Below are 17024 nucleotides of genomic sequence, written 5' to 3'. Positions count from 1 at the left end.
ATGGGGCCGGGCCTGCAATGACGCCGCGATCACGGGGCCGTCACGAGAGCTGTCGCAGATGCTGTTCAGGCTGTCTTGATGCGCCGCTCAAGCTCCGTCGCGGCGTCCGCCATGCGGCCCCGGAATTTCCGGTCGATCTTGCCCTTGGCAAGCTTCATGGATTGCACGATCAGCCGCGCCGACAGGGTCTTGGGCGTCAGGAACACATCGAAGCTGATCCGCGTGCGCGTCCGTGACAGCGCCACGCATTCGACCACGCTGCGCGCCTCGAGCCCGCCCGAGCGGCTTTCGAACACCATCAGTGTCGGCGGCTCGTACCGGCTGAGCCGGATGGTCGCCTCGCGGGCCTTGCCGCGAAAGGTGAAGCCCGCGCGCCAGGACATGCCCTCGCCCGGTGCGGCCATATCATCGGTGCGGCTGACCTCGATGCCGCGCCGCATGACCGAGCGCTCGATCTGGTCGAAATCGCTGATCTCCTGAAAGACCCGCTCCAGCGGCGCTTCGATATCCTCTTTGTGGGAAAATTCCATGACCTGCCTTCGTACTCGTCTCTTTGACCTATCGGACGTTTGGCCGGAGTTTCCCCTCAATCGATCCGGTCTGCAAGCCAGTTGCGCAGCATGAAATGCGCGATCGCCCCTTCCCGTGCGGGCATGAGCCCGGTCTCGTGGCCCGCCATCGTGGCGACCAGCCGTTCGCGGGTGACCCATTGCGCGGCCTCGATTTCCACCGGATCGATGGTGATCTCGTGGGTTTCCGCAATGCCGTGACAGCCAAACATCAGAGAGTTCGGAAAAGCCCAGGGCTGGCTTGCGAGGTAGCGCACATCGCCGATGCGCACGCCCGTCTCCTCGAAGACCTCGCGACGCACGGCGGCCTCGATCGTCTCGCCGGGTTCCACGAACCCCGCAAGGCAGGAATACATCCCCTCGGGCCAGCCGGGCGAGCGGCCGAGCAGCGTGTGCGGCCCGTGTGTGACCAGCATGATCACCACCGGATCGGTGCGCGGGAAATGCCCGGCTCCGCAGCGTGGGCAGCGCCGCTGCCAGCCCGCCTGCGCCATGTCCGACGGCGCGCCGCATTTGGAGCAGAAGGCGTGGCTGAGATGCCAGTTCAGCACCGCCCGCGCGGTCGCCGCCAGTTCCGCGTCGCGCGGCGTGAGCCATGTCATGATGCGACGCAGCTCGGCGAAGCGGCCCTCGGGACAGGCGGGGTGAATCTGTTCGGTCGGGTCGGCGAAGGCGCCCAGCGCATCGGTATCGAGATCGTCCGGCGTCCAAGCCGAGATGTCGGCGGCGAAGACAGCCATGTCGCCCTCCCGCCCCATGAACAGAGCCGCCTCCAGATCGCTGTCGCCAAGGATCGGGTGATCGACCGGAACCAGAAGCAGCCGTCCGGGACGACCTTGCGTGATCAGCGGCTTGCCCCGCCACAGGACGAGTACGCGCGCGCAATCCGAGCGCCACAGCGCGGAAAGCGCTGCGGGATCCGTCCGAAGCTCTGCCGCCCGGTCGAAACCGGATCCTCCGAATGTCACCTCTTCGGGATTGCGCATCGCGCGGCACCTCCTGCGCCTGAGTTACTTTTTCGTCACCGATGCGACACTTTCGACCAATGATCCAAGCCGTTGCAACTTCAGGTTGCGCGCATACACCGTTCGGTCTACCCGGAGGGTCGGGGACATACAAAAGGATCTGGGCGTGGTTTCTGCAAGGCCCAATCACCGCATTGCGCCCGGGATCGGGGCGCATCTTCGCATTCTCGCGATCACCGATCTGCATGCGCATCTGATGGATTTCGATTACAGCCGGGACCAGCGCGCGCCCGGCACCGGCCTTGTCAGCCTCGCGGATCGCATCGCACAAGCGCGTCGCGAGGCGCCGAACACGCTGCTTCTCGACAATGGCGACACCTTCCAGGGCAGCGCGCTTGGCGAGGCCCTGATCGCGGAACGCCGTGAGAGAGATCACAAAGCCGAGCCCCACCCCATCGTGGCAGCCTTGTCCGCAGTAGGCGTCGATGCCGCCGTGCCCGGCAATCACGATTTCAATTTCGGGATTGAGGTCCTGCAGGATCTCGTGCGCCAGGCCGCCTATCCCTTCGTGCTGACGAACCTCGTGGCGCGCCGGGGTGCGACGCCGGGCGAGGATTGCGCGCTCTTTCCAACGACGCTTCTGATGCCGCGCCGGATCTCCGATGCCGAGGGCCGGGAGCATGATCTGAAGATCGGGATCATCGGGCTGGTGCCACCGCAGACCCTGTGCTGGGACGAGGATCATCTGCGCGGGCAGGCTGAAATTCGCGAAGCTCGGGAGGCGGCGCAATACTGGGCGCAGGATTTGCGGCTCAAAGGGGCCGATCTGGTGATCGCGCTGTGTCATGGCGGCTTGGGCGATCCGGCCCCGTCCCCCGGTGCGGAGGATGTCGCGCGCTGCATCGCCCGGCTTCCCGGCATCGACGCGGTCGTGGCCGGCCATCGCCACGAGGTCGGCGCCGAGGACGCGCAGGAGGGCGCGGCCCCCATCGTCTCGGCGGGCAGTCACGGATCGCATCTGGGCCAGATCGACCTGCATCTGACGCAGGACCCGGCCCGCCCCGGCTGGCACATCGCGGCCAGCGCAACCGCTTTGTGGCCCGCCACGGCAAGCCCCGGCCCTGCGGCTCAAGAGATCATCCGGATCGCCGCCCCCGCCCATGCCCGGATTCGCGCCTGCATGACCGAAGCGATCGGCCAGACCGACATCCCCCTGCACAGCTACTTCGCAGGCGTTCTGCCTGCCGCCGCTGCCGAATTGATCGCCGAGGCGCAGGCGGACGCCGTTCGCGCGGGACTTGCCGATAGTGCATATGCCGACCTGCCCGTCCTGTCATCTGCCGCTCTCTACAAGACCGGCGGCGCGCTCGGTTTTGAGGCCTATACCGATATACCCGCAGGCCCGATCCTGCGGCGCCACCTCCATGACCTCTACCCGTTCCCGAACACGCTGGCCGCCATGCGCACCGATGGGCGCGGCATTCGCGACTGGCTTGAACATGCGGCGCGAATCTACGCGGAGCGCGCGCAGGATCGCAGCGCAGCGCCGCTTTTCGCACCGCAGGCGGTCGGGTACGAGTTCGATATCGTTCATGGGATCGAGTTCGAGATCGACCTCGAACAACCCGTGGGCGCTCGGATCGGCGAGCTGAAGCTGGCCACGGGCGCGCCGCTCCGAGACGAGACGCCTGTCATCCTCGCCACGACGAATTACCGAGTCTCGGGCAGCGGCGGTTACCCGATCTTGGACGTCGTGTACCGCTCGCAGCGGCTCGTGCGCGACATCATGGCGGCCCATGTCGCCAAGCGTGGGCGGATCACAGCGGGGCCAAGGCCTTCATGGCGTCTGGTCGGGCGCGCGGGAACGGAGAGGTATTTCACCACCACAACCGAGGCACGCAAATATCTGCCGCAGACGCCTTTGCGCGAAAGGCACAGGGAAGAAGACCGCGCGGAGGACGGAACAGAGGATCGGCGTTTGCGCCTCGCTTTGACGTTCTAGGCGTCCGGGCTTCGACCTGAACCGTCGCGGATCGCGACATCCGCGCTTCAAGCCCGAGGCCGGGCGCAGCAGGGCGCGTATCCTGTGCAGCCATGCCCGCCCGGGGCCTTGCGAATCCTGCACCGCCCGCCTATGTCGGAGGTGAGAGGCTGGCGCGGGCAAGCGCCTCGCCAACCCGGTCAGGTCCGGAAGGAAGCAGCCGCAACGAGACTCGTTTGGGTCGCGTTTCAGTCTCTCACCATGCGATTCCCGGCTGGGGCTGGCAAGAAATCGCGCAGACCCCTCAAACAGATATCAGCTATGCCGCACGAAGATCGCGGGCGCGCGCTTCGCGGCCATCGCCCAGGCCATCTGTGCGTCCGTTTCGATGGCACAGGGGCGCACGGCGCGCAGCCGTTGCAAGGCCTCGTCCGGGGCCTCGCCCATCTCGATCATCAGGCGCAGCGCCGCCATGCCCGAGCGCCCACAACCGCCCTTGCAGTGCAAAAGCACGCGCCCGCCCCCGAGAAGCGCACGGCGCGCGAAACCCGACACCGCAGCCCAGCGCGCGTCGAACGCGGCATCGGGTGCGGCGAAATCCTCGATCTCGAGGTGATCCCAGCGCGTGCCCCGGTCCTGCATGTCGCTGCCGAAATTCTCCGCACCGGCGACGACGAGCTCCGTGCGTGTGACCAGAGACAGCACGAGAGCGGGCGCCCAGTTCCGGATATGCTCGACATCCGCGGCATAGTTGCCTCCCGCCCCCGGCATGGGCGCGATCGCAAGAATGCCGCCGCCCACCGGGACGGCATGGATCGCGTGGACGGCGACGTCCGCTGTCATGGATTTTCCACCGCGAAGGTGTCGCAGGCGCTCATGTTCCCGGTCTCGTAGCCGCGCTCGAACCAGGCCTGGCGCTGCGCGGATGTGCCATGGGTGAAGGTGTGCGGCTGCGGGACGCGCCCGGCGCGCCGCTGAAGCGTGTCATCCCCGATGGCGCGCGCGGCATTCAACGCCTCGTCGAGATCGCCCGGCTCCAGCAATCCGTCGACCTGGGACGCCCAGAGCCCCGCGAAGCAATCGGCCATCAGCTCAAGCCGGACGGTCAACGCGTTGGCCTGCCGCTCGGAGACGCGCTGACGCTCTGCATTGACGGCCCCCAGAACCCCGATTTCGTTCTGGATGTGATGTGCGACCTCATGCGCGATCACATAGGCCTGCGCGAAATCCCCGGCCGCACCCAGACGCCGCGACATGGTGGCGAAGAAGGCCGTGTCGAGATAGGCCTTCTCATCCGCCGGACAGTAGAAGGGTCCCGTTGCCCCGGACGCGCCACCGCAGGGAGAGCTGGTCGTGTCGGAAAACAGCACCAGCGTGGGCGGTACATATTCGAGACCGGCCTGCGCGGGCAGCACCTGATCCCAGACATCTTCGGTTGTTGCGAGGACACGGGCGGAAAACTCCGCAGCGGCCTCCTCCTCCGGGGTGAAGCTGGCCTGTTGCGTGGCCGGGGCCGTACCCGTCCCGCTTGTGACCTCGCGCAACAGCGGCGTGACGTCGATCCCGGCGAAATAGCCGACCGCAAGGACGATCAGGAGGCCAACGCCACCGATCCCGCCCACTGCCGCCTTGCCCGAACGGCCACGGCGGTCTTCCACGTTGCGGCTGCGCCGCACACCTCTCAGGCGCATCTATAATCCCCCCAGGATCCTTGATCGCGTCGCGAATGATACACGCACGCCCCTGAAAGTTAAGGCAAAGATGGCTTTCAGCGAGTCGAGGGGCGATTTTGACGGGTCCGCACGCGCAAGCCGTCTATCTGTCGGCCATGACACCGACCGACGAAGAGATTGCGCAGATGCTGTTGCAGCTTGCCCGGAGCCGCGGGCCGGGCAAGACATTCTGCCCCTCGGAGGCCGCGCGCGCCCTGACCTCGGATTGGCGCCCTCTCATGCCCCGCATTCGCGACGTGGCGGCAGCGCTGCCGCTGATCGCGACGCAGAAAGGCATCCCCGTCGATCCCGTGAACGCGCGCGGACCCATCCGCCTGCGGCTCGCGCCGGATCCGGATCAGGGGCGGCGCGCATCCCGCGGATAGGTGCCGAGGATGGTCAGCTTCTCGCAGAAGAAGGACAGCTCATCGAGCGCGCGGGCCACGGCCGGATCATCGGGATGGCCCTCGATATCGGCGTAGAATTGCGAGGCTTCGAAGGAGCCGCCCACCATGTAGCTTTCCAGCTTGGTCATGTTCACGCCATTCGTCGCGAAACCGCCCATCGCCTTGTAGAGCGCCGCCGGAATGTTGCGGGTCTGGAACACGAAGGTGGTGAGCATGCCATGATCGCCCCGACGGCTGAGATCCGCCTCGCGCGACATCACGAGGAACCGCGTGGTGTTGTTGCCCTCGTCCTCGATGTGCCGCGCAAGAACGTCGAGCCCGTAGATTTCGGCGGCCAGTTCCGCGGCAAGGGCCGCGCGGGCCGGATTGCCGGCCTCGGCCACGGCGCGGGCAGAGCCCGCGGTATCAGCGCCCACGACACGGTGAATACCGTGCGCCTGCAGGAAGTTGCGACACTGACCCAGAAGCACCGTGTGGCTTTGCGCCTCGACGATATCCTCAAGCCGCGTGCCCGGCAGGGCCAGAAGGTTGATATGCACCCGCACGAAGGCCTCGGCGATGATGTGCAGGCCCGATTGCGGCAGAAGCGAATGGATATCGGCGACCCGCCCGTAGGTCGAATTTTCCACCGGAAGCATCGCCAGATCGGCCGCACCGCCGCGCACGGCCTCGATGGCATCCTCGAAGGTCCGGCAGGGCAAAGCCTCGTAATCGGGGCGTGCCTCGACGCAGGCCTGGTGCGAATAAGCCCCCGGTTCCCCCTGGAAGGCGATGCGATGTGTCTCGGCCATGTGCGGCTCCGGTCAATTTCAGCCTATTTGGGCGTTTCGTCGCGGTGAGTATACCTTGCCTCCGGCAATGGGAACCAATAGATACCCGCTCAACTTGGATTAGACGATGGATGGGCAGCCCATGTTTGACACGATGACCTTCACCAAGATCATTGGTGGTTTCTGCGGCGCTTTCCTGGTGTTCCTTCTGGGCGGCTGGGCCGCTGAAGGCATCTACCACGTTGGCGGCTCGGGCGGCCACGGCGAAGGCGAAGAGACCGCGAGAGGCTACGTGATCGAAGTGGCCGAAGACGAACCGGCGGAAGAGGAAGAACCCGTCGACTTCGCCACTCTGATGGAATCGGCCGATGCCGGTGCCGGTGAGCGCGTGTGGTCGCAGTGCCGCGCCTGCCACCAGCTCGAACAGGGTGCCAACGCAGTGGGTCCGTATCTCTACGGTGTCGTCGGTCGTGAAATCGGTGCCGCGGAAGGCTACAGCGCCTATTCCGGCAACCTTTCCGAGGCAGCGGATGTCTGGACGCCCGAGAACCTCTACAACTTCCTCGAGAACCCGCGCGGCTGGGCCCCCGGCACCACGATGGGTTATTCCGGCCTCAGCGATCCCGAGGACCGCGTGAACCTGATCGCCTTCCTCGACGCGACGGACGACTGATCGGCACGCAAGTTTCGCGCGATTGTCCGAACCGACGGGCCGCGCAACTGCACAAGACCCGGAAGCGGGCGCATCCCCAAGATGCGCTCGCTTCTTTGATTTTGGCAGGTACAAGAGACGCCTGCGATACGTGATATGCGACACGGGGAATGCCCGGTGCCGAAATGCGGTCCTAAGCCCCCAGAAAATCCGCGCGGCGTTCCAGAAGTGCGTCACACAGGTAATCCACGAAAAGACGCACCCGACGCACACGCCGCAGCTCGCCATGGAGCAAAACCCAGGTGGATCGCCGCTGATCGAGCTCCGTGCCGGGAACGCGCTGCAATTCCGGGAACACCGATGTCACCCAGGTCGCAAGGAAGGTCATGCCCGCCCCTGCGCGGGCCATATGCAGGTGCATTTCCGGATCGGGCACCGCGTGGCGGATAGGCGCATCGGGAAAGGCCGAATCCGCGATCATCGCGGCAAGCTCCGGCACGTCGCCATAGCCGATCCAGTTGAGCCCCTGTCCCCTGCGTCCCGCCGAGGGCAGCGCGCGGTCGATGTAGTCGCGCGAGGCGACAACGCCCAGAGAGAGCGGGAACAGCTTACGGCCAACGGCATCGTCCTCGATGGACGCGGCATGACGGATCGACACATCCGTCTCGTTTCGGGCGATCGAATCGAGCGTGTAGGCCAGACGCATCTCGATCTCGATCTCGGGGTAGAGTGCGGCAAATTCCGCCAGAACCGGAGCGAGAAGATAATGCGCGGTCATCGGATCAGCCGAGAGGCGTATGCGCCCCGCAGCCTCGCGATCCAGCCCTTGCACCGCGTTGAACCCCTTCAGAAGCGCGCTTTCCGCCTCGAGCGCTTGCGGAAGAAGCCGCCGTCCCGCAGCTGTCAGCGAAAGCCCGTCCACGGCGCGCCGAAAGAGCTGCGTGCCAAGCTGCGCCTCCAGCGCTTCGACCTGACGGCGCAGGGTCGCGTGCGTGCCGCCCAACTGCTCGGCTGCGGCCCGAAGGGAGCCATGACGCGCCACTGCTAAAAAAGCCGGAAGGGATTTCCAGTCCATCGCTTCCCCGGATCGTTTACGAACCACTGCGGGTCAATTTAATCACTCTTCGGATCGAAATACATCCTCTATCTCCTCGGGCAGCCTCGATCCGAAGGAGAACCCCATGACTGCGAACCGCACCGCCTGGCACATACCCCATTATGGCGCCCCAAAAGTCCTGACACCCGTCACGCTTCCCATACCCGAGCCGGGGCCGACAGAGGTGCTGATCCGCATCCATGCCTCTGCGGTAACCCGCGCCGATGGCATGATGCGCAAGGGACAGCCGAAATTCGCGCGGCTTTTTCTAGGCCTGCGGGGTCCGCGCAACGCACTGTCGGGCACCGGCCTGTCGGGAGAGGTGATCGCCATCGGCGCAGAGGTCAGCCGTTTCGCGCCGGGCGACATGGTCTTCGGCGAGGCCGGGATGCGCTTCGGGGCCAATGCGAGCCATATCAGCCTCGAGGAAGACGGAACGCTGATGCACAAGCCCGAATTCCTCGCCCATGAAGATGCGGCCACGCTTTGCGACGGGGCACTCACGTCCTGGCACTTCCTCCACAATCTGGGGAAGGTCAAACGCGGCGACCGGGTGCTGATCCTCGGCGGGTCCGGCAGCCTTGGCAGTGCAGCGGTTCAGATCGCAGCAGCCATGGGCGCGGAGGTGAGTGCCACCACCAGCGCGCGCAATGCCCGCTTCGTGGCATCGCTCGGCGCCACCCATGTGATCGATTATGACCGCGCGGAAACCTTGCCGCCCGGTGCGGGCTATGACGTGATCTTCGACACGATCGGCATTGCCTCCTTCGCCGCGGCCAAACCGGCATTGTCCGAGGCGGGGCGCTATCTCTGCCCGGTTCTGACACTGGCCCTTCTGCGTGACATGCTGGTCTCCGGCCGCTTCGGTCGGAAACGCGCCCTCTTCGCGGCTGCGGGTCTTGAGAAGCCCCAACGCCTGCGGGCCATGCTGGCGGAGCTGCTCAAGCTGATCGAGACGGATCGCTTTGCACCGGCGATGGACCGGATCTACCCGCTGGCCGATCTCGTCGAGGCGCATGCCTATGTCGAGACCGGGCACAAGCGCGGCAATGTGGTTGTTGTCTGACCAAGCGCATAATTTGACGCGCGCCTACATCCGCCACCTTTGGCCAACGCGCCATCCTGTGGTTTCTTGGCGCAAGGCGGGTTTGTTTTCGGATTATCGCCGCTCGGACGGAAAGGAAGACCATGCCCCGATTGAGTAAGAAGACCTGCATCGTGACCGGCGCAGGACGCGGCATCGGCGCTGCCATCGCGCGGGCCTTCGCGGCAGAGGGGGCGACGGTTGTCGTGACCGACAAGGACGCCGAGGCCGCGGCGGATGTCGCGCGCGAGATCGGCGCGGAGGCGCGTCCCCTCGACGTGGCGTCCGAGGACGACTGGGCGGCGCTGGCCGAGGCCTGGCCCGAATGCGACGTGTTGGTCAACAATGCAGGCGTGACCGGTTTCGAAGAGGCCATGCGTCCGCATGATCCCGAAAATGCCAGCCTTGAGGATTGGCGCGCGGTGCACAGGGTCAATCTCGACGGAACGTTTCTTGGATGCCGCTACGCGATCCGGGCGATGCGGCCCCGGGGTGCGGGATCGATCATCAACATCTCCTCGCGCTCGGGCCTCGTCGGCATCCCGGCGGCGGCGGCCTATGCCTCCTCCAAGGCCGCGATGCGCAATCATACCAAGTCCGTGGCGCTCTATTGTGCAGAACAGGGCCTCAACATCCGCTGTAATTCGATCCATCCCGCAGCCATCCTGACCCCGATGTGGGAGCCGATGCTGGGCACGGGGCCCGACCGAGACGCGCATATGGCGGCCTTCGTCGCGGACACCCCGCTGCGCCGGTTCGGCACGCCCGAGGAGGTCGCAGCACTTGCCGTGATGCTGGCCTCGGACGAGGCAGCCTACATGACCGGCACCGAGCTCAATATCGACGGCGGGCTGCTTGCCGGATCGGCCGCCACCCCGAAGACCGACTGACCGAGGCGGAGGGAAGCGGCGATGGGCGTCATCACGGCACTCTTTGCGCGCAAGGTCATCGACGCGGCGGGCCCGGATGTGGATCGCGCCGCCCTCTTTGCGCGCTTGGGCCTCGCACCGGACGACCCGCCTGGCGTCAAGCGCATGGTCCCGGATGCCGATTACTACGCGCTGCTAGAGGAGATCGCGGCCGCCTTGCCAGATGCGCGCGACTTTCCGCTACGTGTCGGCGCGTCCATGCGATGCGATGATTACGGCGCGTTCGGCATGGCCTGGAAGACGGCGCCCACGCTGCGCGGCTCGCTCGAACGGGCGGAGCGATACGCGCGGCTTCTGACCTCTGTCGCCGAGCACGAGGTGCGCGACGATCCGCGCGGCGCCTTCTTCCTGCTGCATCGTTCGGGCGTGCGGCGGCTTGGCTTGCGCCTCTCCAACGAGGCCACGCTTGCCAGTGCCATGGCCATCATGCGGGAGGTCTCGCCCGAGCCGGTGACGCCGCTCGAAGTGCATCTGCAACATGCCACACCGGGAACGGCGAACGCGCATGAGGCGTATTTCGGCTGCCCCATCCGGTTCGACGCGGATCTGGATGGCATCCTGATCGGTGAGGCGGATCTCTCCCGGTCCAATCGGCTGGGCGACGCGGCGCTTGCGCGGTTTCTGGCGCCTCAGCTTGAGGAGGAACTGGCCGCCGTGACGCGGGAGACGTCTTTCGAACAGGTCCTGCTGCGTCGGGTGTCGGATCATCTGAGCGCAGGCCCGCCCCGCGCCGCGGCCATGGCCCGCGAGATGGGTGTGAGCGAACGCACCCTGCACCGGCGCCTTTCGGAGGAAGGCCTGTCGTTCCAGGGCATATTGGAGAAGGCCCGGCGTCGCCTGGCGGAAGGCCTGCTGGTGCAAAGCGATCATTCGATTGCCGAGATCGCTTTCCTGACCGGGTTCGCGGAACAAAGCTCCTTCACGCGCGCCTTCAAACGCTGGTCCGAACGGACACCGGCCGCCTTCCGGGACCACCACCGGAACAGGTGATTGGCAGGATCGGTCAAAAGCTTGGCCGGACCTGTCAAGATCGCCTCCGCGCCGACGCGCATGGTGTCCGCATCACACCAACTAGGGAGCCTCGTGATGCACACCCAACCCATCCTCGTCATCGGCGCCACCGGCAAGACCGGCCGCCGCATCGTCCGAAGCCTCACCGATCAGGGCCATGCCGTCCGCCCGGGCACCCGGTCCGCACCCATTCCCTTCGACTGGGACAATCCCGACACCTGGGCCCCCGCGCTAAACGGGATTTCGACCGCCTTCGTGTCATACTTCCCCGATCTGGCCTTTCCCGGTGCCGGGGAGAAGATCGAGGCGCTGTCCGCGCTGGCCAAAAAGATGGGCGTTGCGCGACTTGTTCTGCTGTCAGGACGCGGCGAGACGCATGCCAAGCATTGCGAGGATATCGTGCGGGCGTCGGGCGTCGATTATACGCTCGTGCGCTGCGCCTGGTTCGCGCAGAACTTCTCGGAAGGGTATCTCCGCGACCCGGTGCTGGGCGGCGTGATCGCCCTGCCCGCAGGCGATGTGAAGGAGCCCATCGTCGACGTGGACGATATCGCCGATGTGGCGGTCGCGGCGCTCACCGATCTCGGCCGTCATTCGGGGGAGCTTTACGAGATCACCGGCCCGCGTCTTCTGCACTTCTCCGAAGCGGCGGCGGAGCTTGCGGCGGCAAGCGGCATGCCGGTGCGCTACGTCCCGATCACGCTGGCGGAATTTCACGCGGCCATGACCGAGATCGGCGGCGCGTTCATCGCTGACGTCTTCACGCATGTCTGCGAAGAGGCGCTTGACGGGCGCAACGCATGGCTGGGCGATGGCGTGCAGCGCGCGCTTGGCCGACCGCCCCGCGACTTCGCGGAATTTGCCCGCGCGGCGGCCGAGGCCGGTGCCTGGCCGGTCGCGGCCTGAGCACCCTCCTGATCGGCACAACGTGGCTCGGGCTGCCGCTGGCCCGGGCGCATTATTCCCTTGAAAGGACTGACCATGCCTTCCTGGTTTTTCGTTCTCGCCCAGTTTTCCTTGCTGGCCTATGCGCTTCTCGCCGGGGTGTTCCTCGCTTTTTCGGACTTCATCATGCGCGCGCTGTCCCGCACCGGCGGCACAGGCGGCATCGAGGTGATGCAGGTCATCAACCGCGAGGTGTTTCGTCATGTCTTCATCCCGCTCTTCATCGCGATGGCGGCCCTGTCGCTCGGGATCGCGGCTTATGGCGCGGCGGTTCTGGGCGATGCTCCGGGATATGTCATGGCGCTGGCCGGGCTGATCTACCTCATTGGATGTTTCGGCGTGACGATCCGTGGCAATGTGCCGATGAACGAGGCGCTGGACCGCATGGACCTGTCGGACGCGGAAACAACGGATTACTGGCGCGGCATCTACCTGCCCCGCTGGACCTTCTGGAACACGATCCGGAGTGTGGCCTGCGCCATCTCTGCGGTTCTGATGCTGGTGGCCCTGACCTCGCTGGCGAAGGTCTGAGGCCACCGCCCGTCGCGAAGGCAGGCGCGTCATCCATACAGCGCGATTACAGCCCGTTCACGCATAAGCAACTTGAATGTGGCCCGTCGCGCCATCTAGCCTAACTTTCTACGGATGTAGCCTGGAGAAGCTGATGACGTCGCCCCTTCGACCGCACCCAACGCGTCCCGCTGCCCGCGCGAAAGCGCGCCGGATCGACCGCACTGGCCCCTTGCGGGCCCTTGCCTGTCTGATAGCGCTCGGCGTGGCGCTGGCCGCAGCCACCATGGCGCGTGCGGAAAGCCATGAAACGATCGTGACCTCGCATGGCATCTCGTCCTTCGGAGAGCTGAAATACGGCCCCGACTTCGCGCATTGGGACTACGTCAATCCCGACGCACCCAAGGGCGGCACCTTCTCGACCTGGGCCTTCGGAACCTTCGACAGCCTCACGCCCTACACGCTGAAGGGCAATGCGGCGGCCTTGTCGTCGATCTTCTACGACACGTTGATGACCGGCAATCTCGATGAGCCCGACGCCATGTACGGGCTGGTCGCGGAATCGGTGGAATATCCCGAGAGCCGCGAATGGGCGATCTTCAACATGCGGCCCGAGGCGATGTTCCGCGATGGCACTCCCGTGACCGCCGATGACGTGGTCTTTTCCTACAATATCCTCGTGACGGAGGGCCGTCCGTCCTACCGCATCGCGCTCAAGGATTTCGAGAACGTGGAGGCGCTGGATACCCACCGCGTCAAGTTCACCTTCAACCCCGACGGGCCGACCCGCGAATTGCTGATGTCGGCGGCGGGCCTGCCGATCCTGTCGCGCGCCTATTACGAGGGCCGTGATTTCGCGGAATCAAGCCTCGAGCCGCCGATGGGATCGGGTGAATACACCCTGAAGGACGTGCAGCCCGGCCGCTCTGTCACCTATGTCCGCCGCGACGATTACTGGGGCGCAGACCTGCCGGTGAATGTGGGCCAGAACAATTTCGACGAGATCAAGATCGAGTATTTCGCCGATTACACCACCGCCTTCGAGGCGTTCAAAGGCGGGGCGTATCTCTTCCGCGAGGAGTACCAGTCGAAGATCTGGGCCACTTCCTACAACTTCCCCGCCGTCGAGGATGGCACCGTCGTAGTCGAGCAGCTCCCCGATGGCCGCCCCTCGGGCACGCAGGGCTTCTGGTTCAACCTGCGCCGCGACAAGTTCCAGGACCCTCTCGTGCGAGAGGCGATCGGCATGGCGTTCAACTTCGAATGGTCGAACGAGTCGCTCTTCTACGGGCTCTATTCCCGGACCGACAGCTTCTGGGAAAACTCCGAGACGCTGCAGGCCACCGGCATGGCCGAAGGCTCCGAGCTGGAACTGCTCGAGCCCTACCGCGACGTGCTGCCCGCCTCGGTCTTCGAGGAAGAGGCGTTCACACCGGCCGTCTCCTCCGCCTCCGACCTCGCGGATCGCCGCGCGCTGCGTACCGCAGGGCGGATGCTCGAAGAGGCTGGTTGGGAAGTGGGCGATGACGGGTTCCGCTACAAGGATGGCGAACGGCTGACCATCTCGGTCCTGAACGACAGCCCCAGCTTCGACCGGATCATCAACCCGATGATCGACAACCTCAAGCGTCTGGGCATCGAGGCCGACGCCACCCGCGTCGACAGCGCCGAGGCGCAGGAGCGCGAGAAGACCTTCGACTACGATATCGTCACGCAGCGCTTCGCCATGTCCTCCACCCCCGGCGACGAGCTGCGCGGCATCTTCGGATCCGAGACCGCGAATGTGGAAGGCTCCAACAACGTGCCGGGCCTGCAGAACGAGGCGGTGGACGGGCTCATCGACACCATCGCCAAGGCCGAAACCCGCGAAGAACTGACCGTCGCTGTCCGCGCCCTCGACCGAGTGCTGCGGTCGCTGCATATCTGGGTGCCGCAATGGTACAATCCCACGCATAACATCGCCTATTTCGACGTGTTCGAGCGTCCATATGACGATGAACCGCCGCGATACGGCATGGGCGAGCTTGGCATCTGGTGGTATTCGGAGGAAAAGGCCGAAGCGCTTCGCGCGGCAGGCAAGCTCTGATCAAGAACCATAACACGGGGCATTTATGGGCGCGTATATCCTCAGGCGGCTGTTGCTGATCATTCCCACGCTTCTGGGCATCATGGTCATCAACTTCGCGCTGGTGCAGTTCGTGCCGGGCGGTCCGATCGAGCAGATCATCGCCCGCGCTCAGGGCGGCGGCGATGTGTTCGAGGGCTTCGCGGGCGGCGGTGACGAAGCGGGCAGCGGTGGCGGCGGCTCCGAGGAATATGCGGGCGCGCGCGGCTTGCCTCCCGAATTCATCGAGGAGCTGGAACGCGAATTCGGCTTCGACAAGCCGCCGGTGGAGCGCTTCTTCTCGATGCTGTGGGATTACATGCGGCTCGATTTCGGGGAGAGCTACTTCCGCTCCATCTCCGTGATCGATCTGGTGATCGAGAAGATGCCGGTGTCGATCTCGCTCGGGCTCTGGTCCACGCTCATCGCCTATATCGTCTCGATCCCCCTGGGCATCCGCAAGGCGGTGAAGGACGGCACGTCGTTTGACACCTGGACGTCAGCCGCGATCATCGTGGCCTATGCGATCCCGGGCTTTCTGTTCGCGATCCTCCTGCTTGTGCTGTTCGCGGGGGGCTCCTACTTCCAGATCTTCCCGCTCCGGGGCCTCACCTCGGACAATTGGGAAGACCTGTCGCTCATTGGCAAGGTGCTGGATTACTTCTGGCACATCGCGCTGCCGGTGCTGGCCTCGACCATCGCGGCCTTCGCGACCCTGACGCTTCTGACAAAGAATTCCTTCCTCGACGAGATCAAAAAGCAATACGTCATCACTGCCCGTGCCAAGGGCCTGCCGGAGAAGCGCGTCCTTTACGGTCACATCTTCCGCAACGCGATGCTGATCGTGATCGCCGGTTTCCCGGCGGTCTTCATCGGGGTGTTCTTCTCGGGCAGCCTGATCATCGAGACGATCTTCTCGCTCGACGGGCTGGGGCGTCTGGGCTTCGAGGCCGCGGTCGCGCGGGATTACCCGGTGATCTTCGGCACGCTCTTCATCTTCGGCCTCATCGGCCTCGTCGTCGGCATCCTGTCGGACCTGATGTATGTGCTGGTCGATCCGCGTATCGACTTCGAAAAGCGGGAGGGCTGAGCCAATGGTCGCCGATCCCCAGCCCAATAGCGTCACGCCAGAACCGATGCCCGGAATGCCGGTAGCGCCCGAGCCGCCGCGCGGACGCTTCGCGCTCTCGCCGCTCAACCAGCGTCGCTGGAACAATTTCAAGAAGAACCGCCGCGCCCTCTGGTCGCTCTGGATCTTCGCGATCCTGTTCGGGCTGTCGCTGATGGCCGAGTTCATCGCCAACGACAAGCCGATCCTCGTGAGCTACCGGGGCGAGCTGCGCATGCCCATCTTCTCCTTCTATGCGGAGACCGATTTCGGCGGCGACTTCCGCACCGAGGCCGCCTATCGCGACCCCGAAGTGCGCTGCCTCATAGAGACGGGTGGGCTGATCGACTGTTTCGACTTCCCCGAAGAACTGATCGAGCAGGCCCGCGCGGGCACCATCGAAGATCCGGAGTTTGACAAGGGCTGGATGCTCTGGCCGCCCATCCCCTACAGCTATGACACGCCCGTGGACCGCCCCGGCGCGGCACCGCTGCCGCCCAATGGCGAGAACTGGCTGGGCACCGACGATACCAAGCGCGACGTGGCCGCGCGGGTGATCCACGGCTTCCGCCTGTCGATCCTGTTCACGCTGATCGTCACGCTGGCCTCGTCGGTCATCGGGATCATCGCGGGCGCGGTGCAGGGCTATTTCGGCGGCTGGATCGACCTGATCTTCCAGCGCATCATCGAGATCTGGACCGCCACGCCTTCGCTTTACATCATCATCATCCTCTTCGCGATCCTGGGGCGAAGTTTCTGGCTCCTTGTTGGATTGACCGTTCTGTTCGGCTGGGTGGCACTGGTGGGCGTGGTGCGCGCGGAATTCCTGCGCGCCCGAAATCTCGAATACGTGCGCGCGGCCAAGGCGCTTGGCGTGTCGAACTGGAAGATCATGTTCCGCCACATGCTGCCCAACGCGATGGTGGCGACCGTGACGATGCTGCCCTTCATCGTAACCGGCACGATCTCCACGCTCGCGGGTCTCGACTTCCTGGGCTTTGGCCTGCCCTCTTCCGCGCCGTCCCTGGGCGAGCTGACGCTGCAGGCCAAGCAGAACCTGCAAGCGCCGTGGCTGGGCTTCACCGCCTTCACCGTCTTTGCCGTGATGCTGTCGCTTCTGGTGTTCATCTTCGAGGGCGTGCGCGATGCCTTCGATCCGCGGAAGACGTTCTCGTGACTGC

The 17024-nt window shown here is 65.2% G+C and carries 17 protein-coding genes and 1 other RNA gene; 12 read left to right on the top strand and 6 right to left on the bottom strand.

The window, feature by feature from the left end; genetic code table 11:
- Positions 1-65 precede the first annotated feature (65 nt).
- Both FIV09_RS01980 and nudC read right to left on the bottom strand, forming a co-directional pair.
- On the bottom strand, positions 66-530 hold the full coding sequence (locus tag FIV09_RS01980) for an SRPBCC family protein (protein WP_152448416.1): 465 nt from the start codon (positions 528-530) through the stop codon (positions 66-68).
- A 56-nt stretch (positions 531-586) separates the two neighbouring features.
- The gene (gene nudC, locus FIV09_RS01975) at positions 587-1555 is read right to left on the bottom strand and encodes an NAD(+) diphosphatase (protein WP_152448415.1); all 969 of its coding nucleotides are present in this window, start codon (positions 1553-1555) and stop codon (positions 587-589) included.
- A gap of 145 nt (positions 1556-1700) precedes the next feature.
- On the opposite strand from nudC, the gene FIV09_RS01970 reads away from it, so the two are divergent.
- The gene (locus tag FIV09_RS01970) at positions 1701-3536 is read left to right on the top strand and encodes a bifunctional UDP-sugar hydrolase/5'-nucleotidase (protein ID WP_152448414.1); all 1836 of its coding nucleotides are present in this window, start codon (positions 1701-1703) and stop codon (positions 3534-3536) included.
- A 143-nt stretch (positions 3537-3679) separates the two neighbouring features.
- An RNA gene (ffs, locus tag FIV09_RS01965) (signal recognition particle sRNA small type) lies at positions 3680-3776 on the top strand.
- A 54-nt stretch (positions 3777-3830) separates the two neighbouring features.
- On the opposite strand, the gene FIV09_RS01960 is transcribed toward ffs, so the two are convergent.
- Together FIV09_RS01960 and FIV09_RS01955 are read right to left on the bottom strand one after the other, a co-directional pair.
- Positions 3831-4358, bottom strand: coding sequence for a dual specificity protein phosphatase family protein (locus FIV09_RS01960; RefSeq protein ID WP_152448413.1), 528 nt, complete (start codon positions 4356-4358; stop codon positions 3831-3833).
- The gene (locus FIV09_RS01955; RefSeq protein ID WP_152448412.1) at positions 4355-5206 is read right to left on the bottom strand and encodes a neutral zinc metallopeptidase; all 852 of its coding nucleotides are present in this window, start codon (positions 5204-5206) and stop codon (positions 4355-4357) included. The genes FIV09_RS01960 and FIV09_RS01955 overlap by 4 nt, the downstream gene beginning before the upstream one ends.
- Before the next feature lie 98 nt (positions 5207-5304).
- Here FIV09_RS01955 and FIV09_RS01950 point away from each other — a divergent pair, with 98 nt between their 5' ends.
- Complete coding sequence (locus tag FIV09_RS01950; RefSeq protein ID WP_371417742.1) at positions 5305-5613, top strand: DUF3253 domain-containing protein; 309 nt, start codon at positions 5305-5307, stop codon at positions 5611-5613.
- On the opposite strand, the gene FIV09_RS01945 is transcribed toward FIV09_RS01950, so the two are convergent.
- Positions 5586-6425: a prephenate dehydratase gene (locus FIV09_RS01945; RefSeq protein WP_152448410.1), complete on the bottom strand. Its 840-nt coding sequence runs from the start codon at positions 6423-6425 to the stop codon at positions 5586-5588. The two genes, FIV09_RS01950 and FIV09_RS01945, sit on opposite strands and share 28 nt — an antisense overlap.
- 121 nt (positions 6426-6546) lie before the next feature.
- On the opposite strand from FIV09_RS01945, the gene FIV09_RS01940 reads away from it, so the two are divergent.
- Positions 6547-7077, top strand: coding sequence for a cytochrome c family protein (locus tag FIV09_RS01940; protein ID WP_152448409.1), 531 nt, complete (start codon positions 6547-6549; stop codon positions 7075-7077).
- 172 nt (positions 7078-7249) lie between these two features.
- On the opposite strand, the gene FIV09_RS01935 is transcribed toward FIV09_RS01940, so the two are convergent.
- The gene (locus FIV09_RS01935) at positions 7250-8131 is read right to left on the bottom strand and encodes a LysR family transcriptional regulator (protein ID WP_152448408.1); all 882 of its coding nucleotides are present in this window, start codon (positions 8129-8131) and stop codon (positions 7250-7252) included.
- Positions 8132-8237: 106 nt separating this feature from the next.
- Here FIV09_RS01935 and FIV09_RS01930 point away from each other — a divergent pair, with 106 nt between their 5' ends.
- The 8 genes from FIV09_RS01930 to FIV09_RS01895 all read left to right on the top strand — a co-directional run bounded on the left by FIV09_RS01930 (position 8238) and on the right by FIV09_RS01895 (position 17020).
- Positions 8238-9218: an NAD(P)-dependent alcohol dehydrogenase gene (locus tag FIV09_RS01930; protein WP_152448407.1), complete on the top strand. Its 981-nt coding sequence runs from the start codon at positions 8238-8240 to the stop codon at positions 9216-9218.
- Between the two features lie 122 nt (positions 9219-9340).
- Entirely contained in the window at positions 9341-10126 is a 786-nt protein-coding gene (locus tag FIV09_RS01925) for an SDR family NAD(P)-dependent oxidoreductase (RefSeq protein WP_152448406.1), read from the top strand.
- Between the two features lie 21 nt (positions 10127-10147).
- Complete coding sequence (locus FIV09_RS01920; protein ID WP_152448405.1) at positions 10148-11155, top strand: AraC family transcriptional regulator; 1008 nt, start codon at positions 10148-10150, stop codon at positions 11153-11155.
- Positions 11156-11251: 96 nt separating this feature from the next.
- A complete protein-coding gene (locus FIV09_RS01915; protein WP_152448404.1) occupies positions 11252-12082 on the top strand; it encodes an SDR family oxidoreductase in 831 nt (276 codons plus the stop codon).
- A 75-nt stretch (positions 12083-12157) separates the two neighbouring features.
- Positions 12158-12652: a DUF1772 domain-containing protein gene (locus FIV09_RS01910; protein WP_152448403.1), complete on the top strand. Its 495-nt coding sequence runs from the start codon at positions 12158-12160 to the stop codon at positions 12650-12652.
- Positions 12653-12785: 133 nt separating this feature from the next.
- The gene (locus tag FIV09_RS01905; protein ID WP_152448402.1) at positions 12786-14717 is read left to right on the top strand and encodes an extracellular solute-binding protein; all 1932 of its coding nucleotides are present in this window, start codon (positions 12786-12788) and stop codon (positions 14715-14717) included.
- A 25-nt stretch (positions 14718-14742) separates the two neighbouring features.
- Complete coding sequence (locus FIV09_RS01900; protein ID WP_152448401.1) at positions 14743-15825, top strand: microcin C ABC transporter permease YejB; 1083 nt, start codon at positions 14743-14745, stop codon at positions 15823-15825.
- A gap of 55 nt (positions 15826-15880) precedes the next feature.
- Positions 15881-17020: an ABC transporter permease gene (locus tag FIV09_RS01895; protein ID WP_371417764.1), complete on the top strand. Its 1140-nt coding sequence runs from the start codon at positions 15881-15883 to the stop codon at positions 17018-17020.
- The last annotated feature ends 4 nt before the right edge of the window (positions 17021-17024 follow it).

It is taken from the genome of Roseivivax sp. THAF197b (assembly GCF_009363255.1).
In the GTDB taxonomy this organism is placed as follows: domain Bacteria; phylum Pseudomonadota; class Alphaproteobacteria; order Rhodobacterales; family Rhodobacteraceae; genus Roseivivax.
The sequence above is the reverse complement of the archived record's forward strand: the minus strand, read 5'-3'. Positions and strand labels throughout refer to the sequence as shown.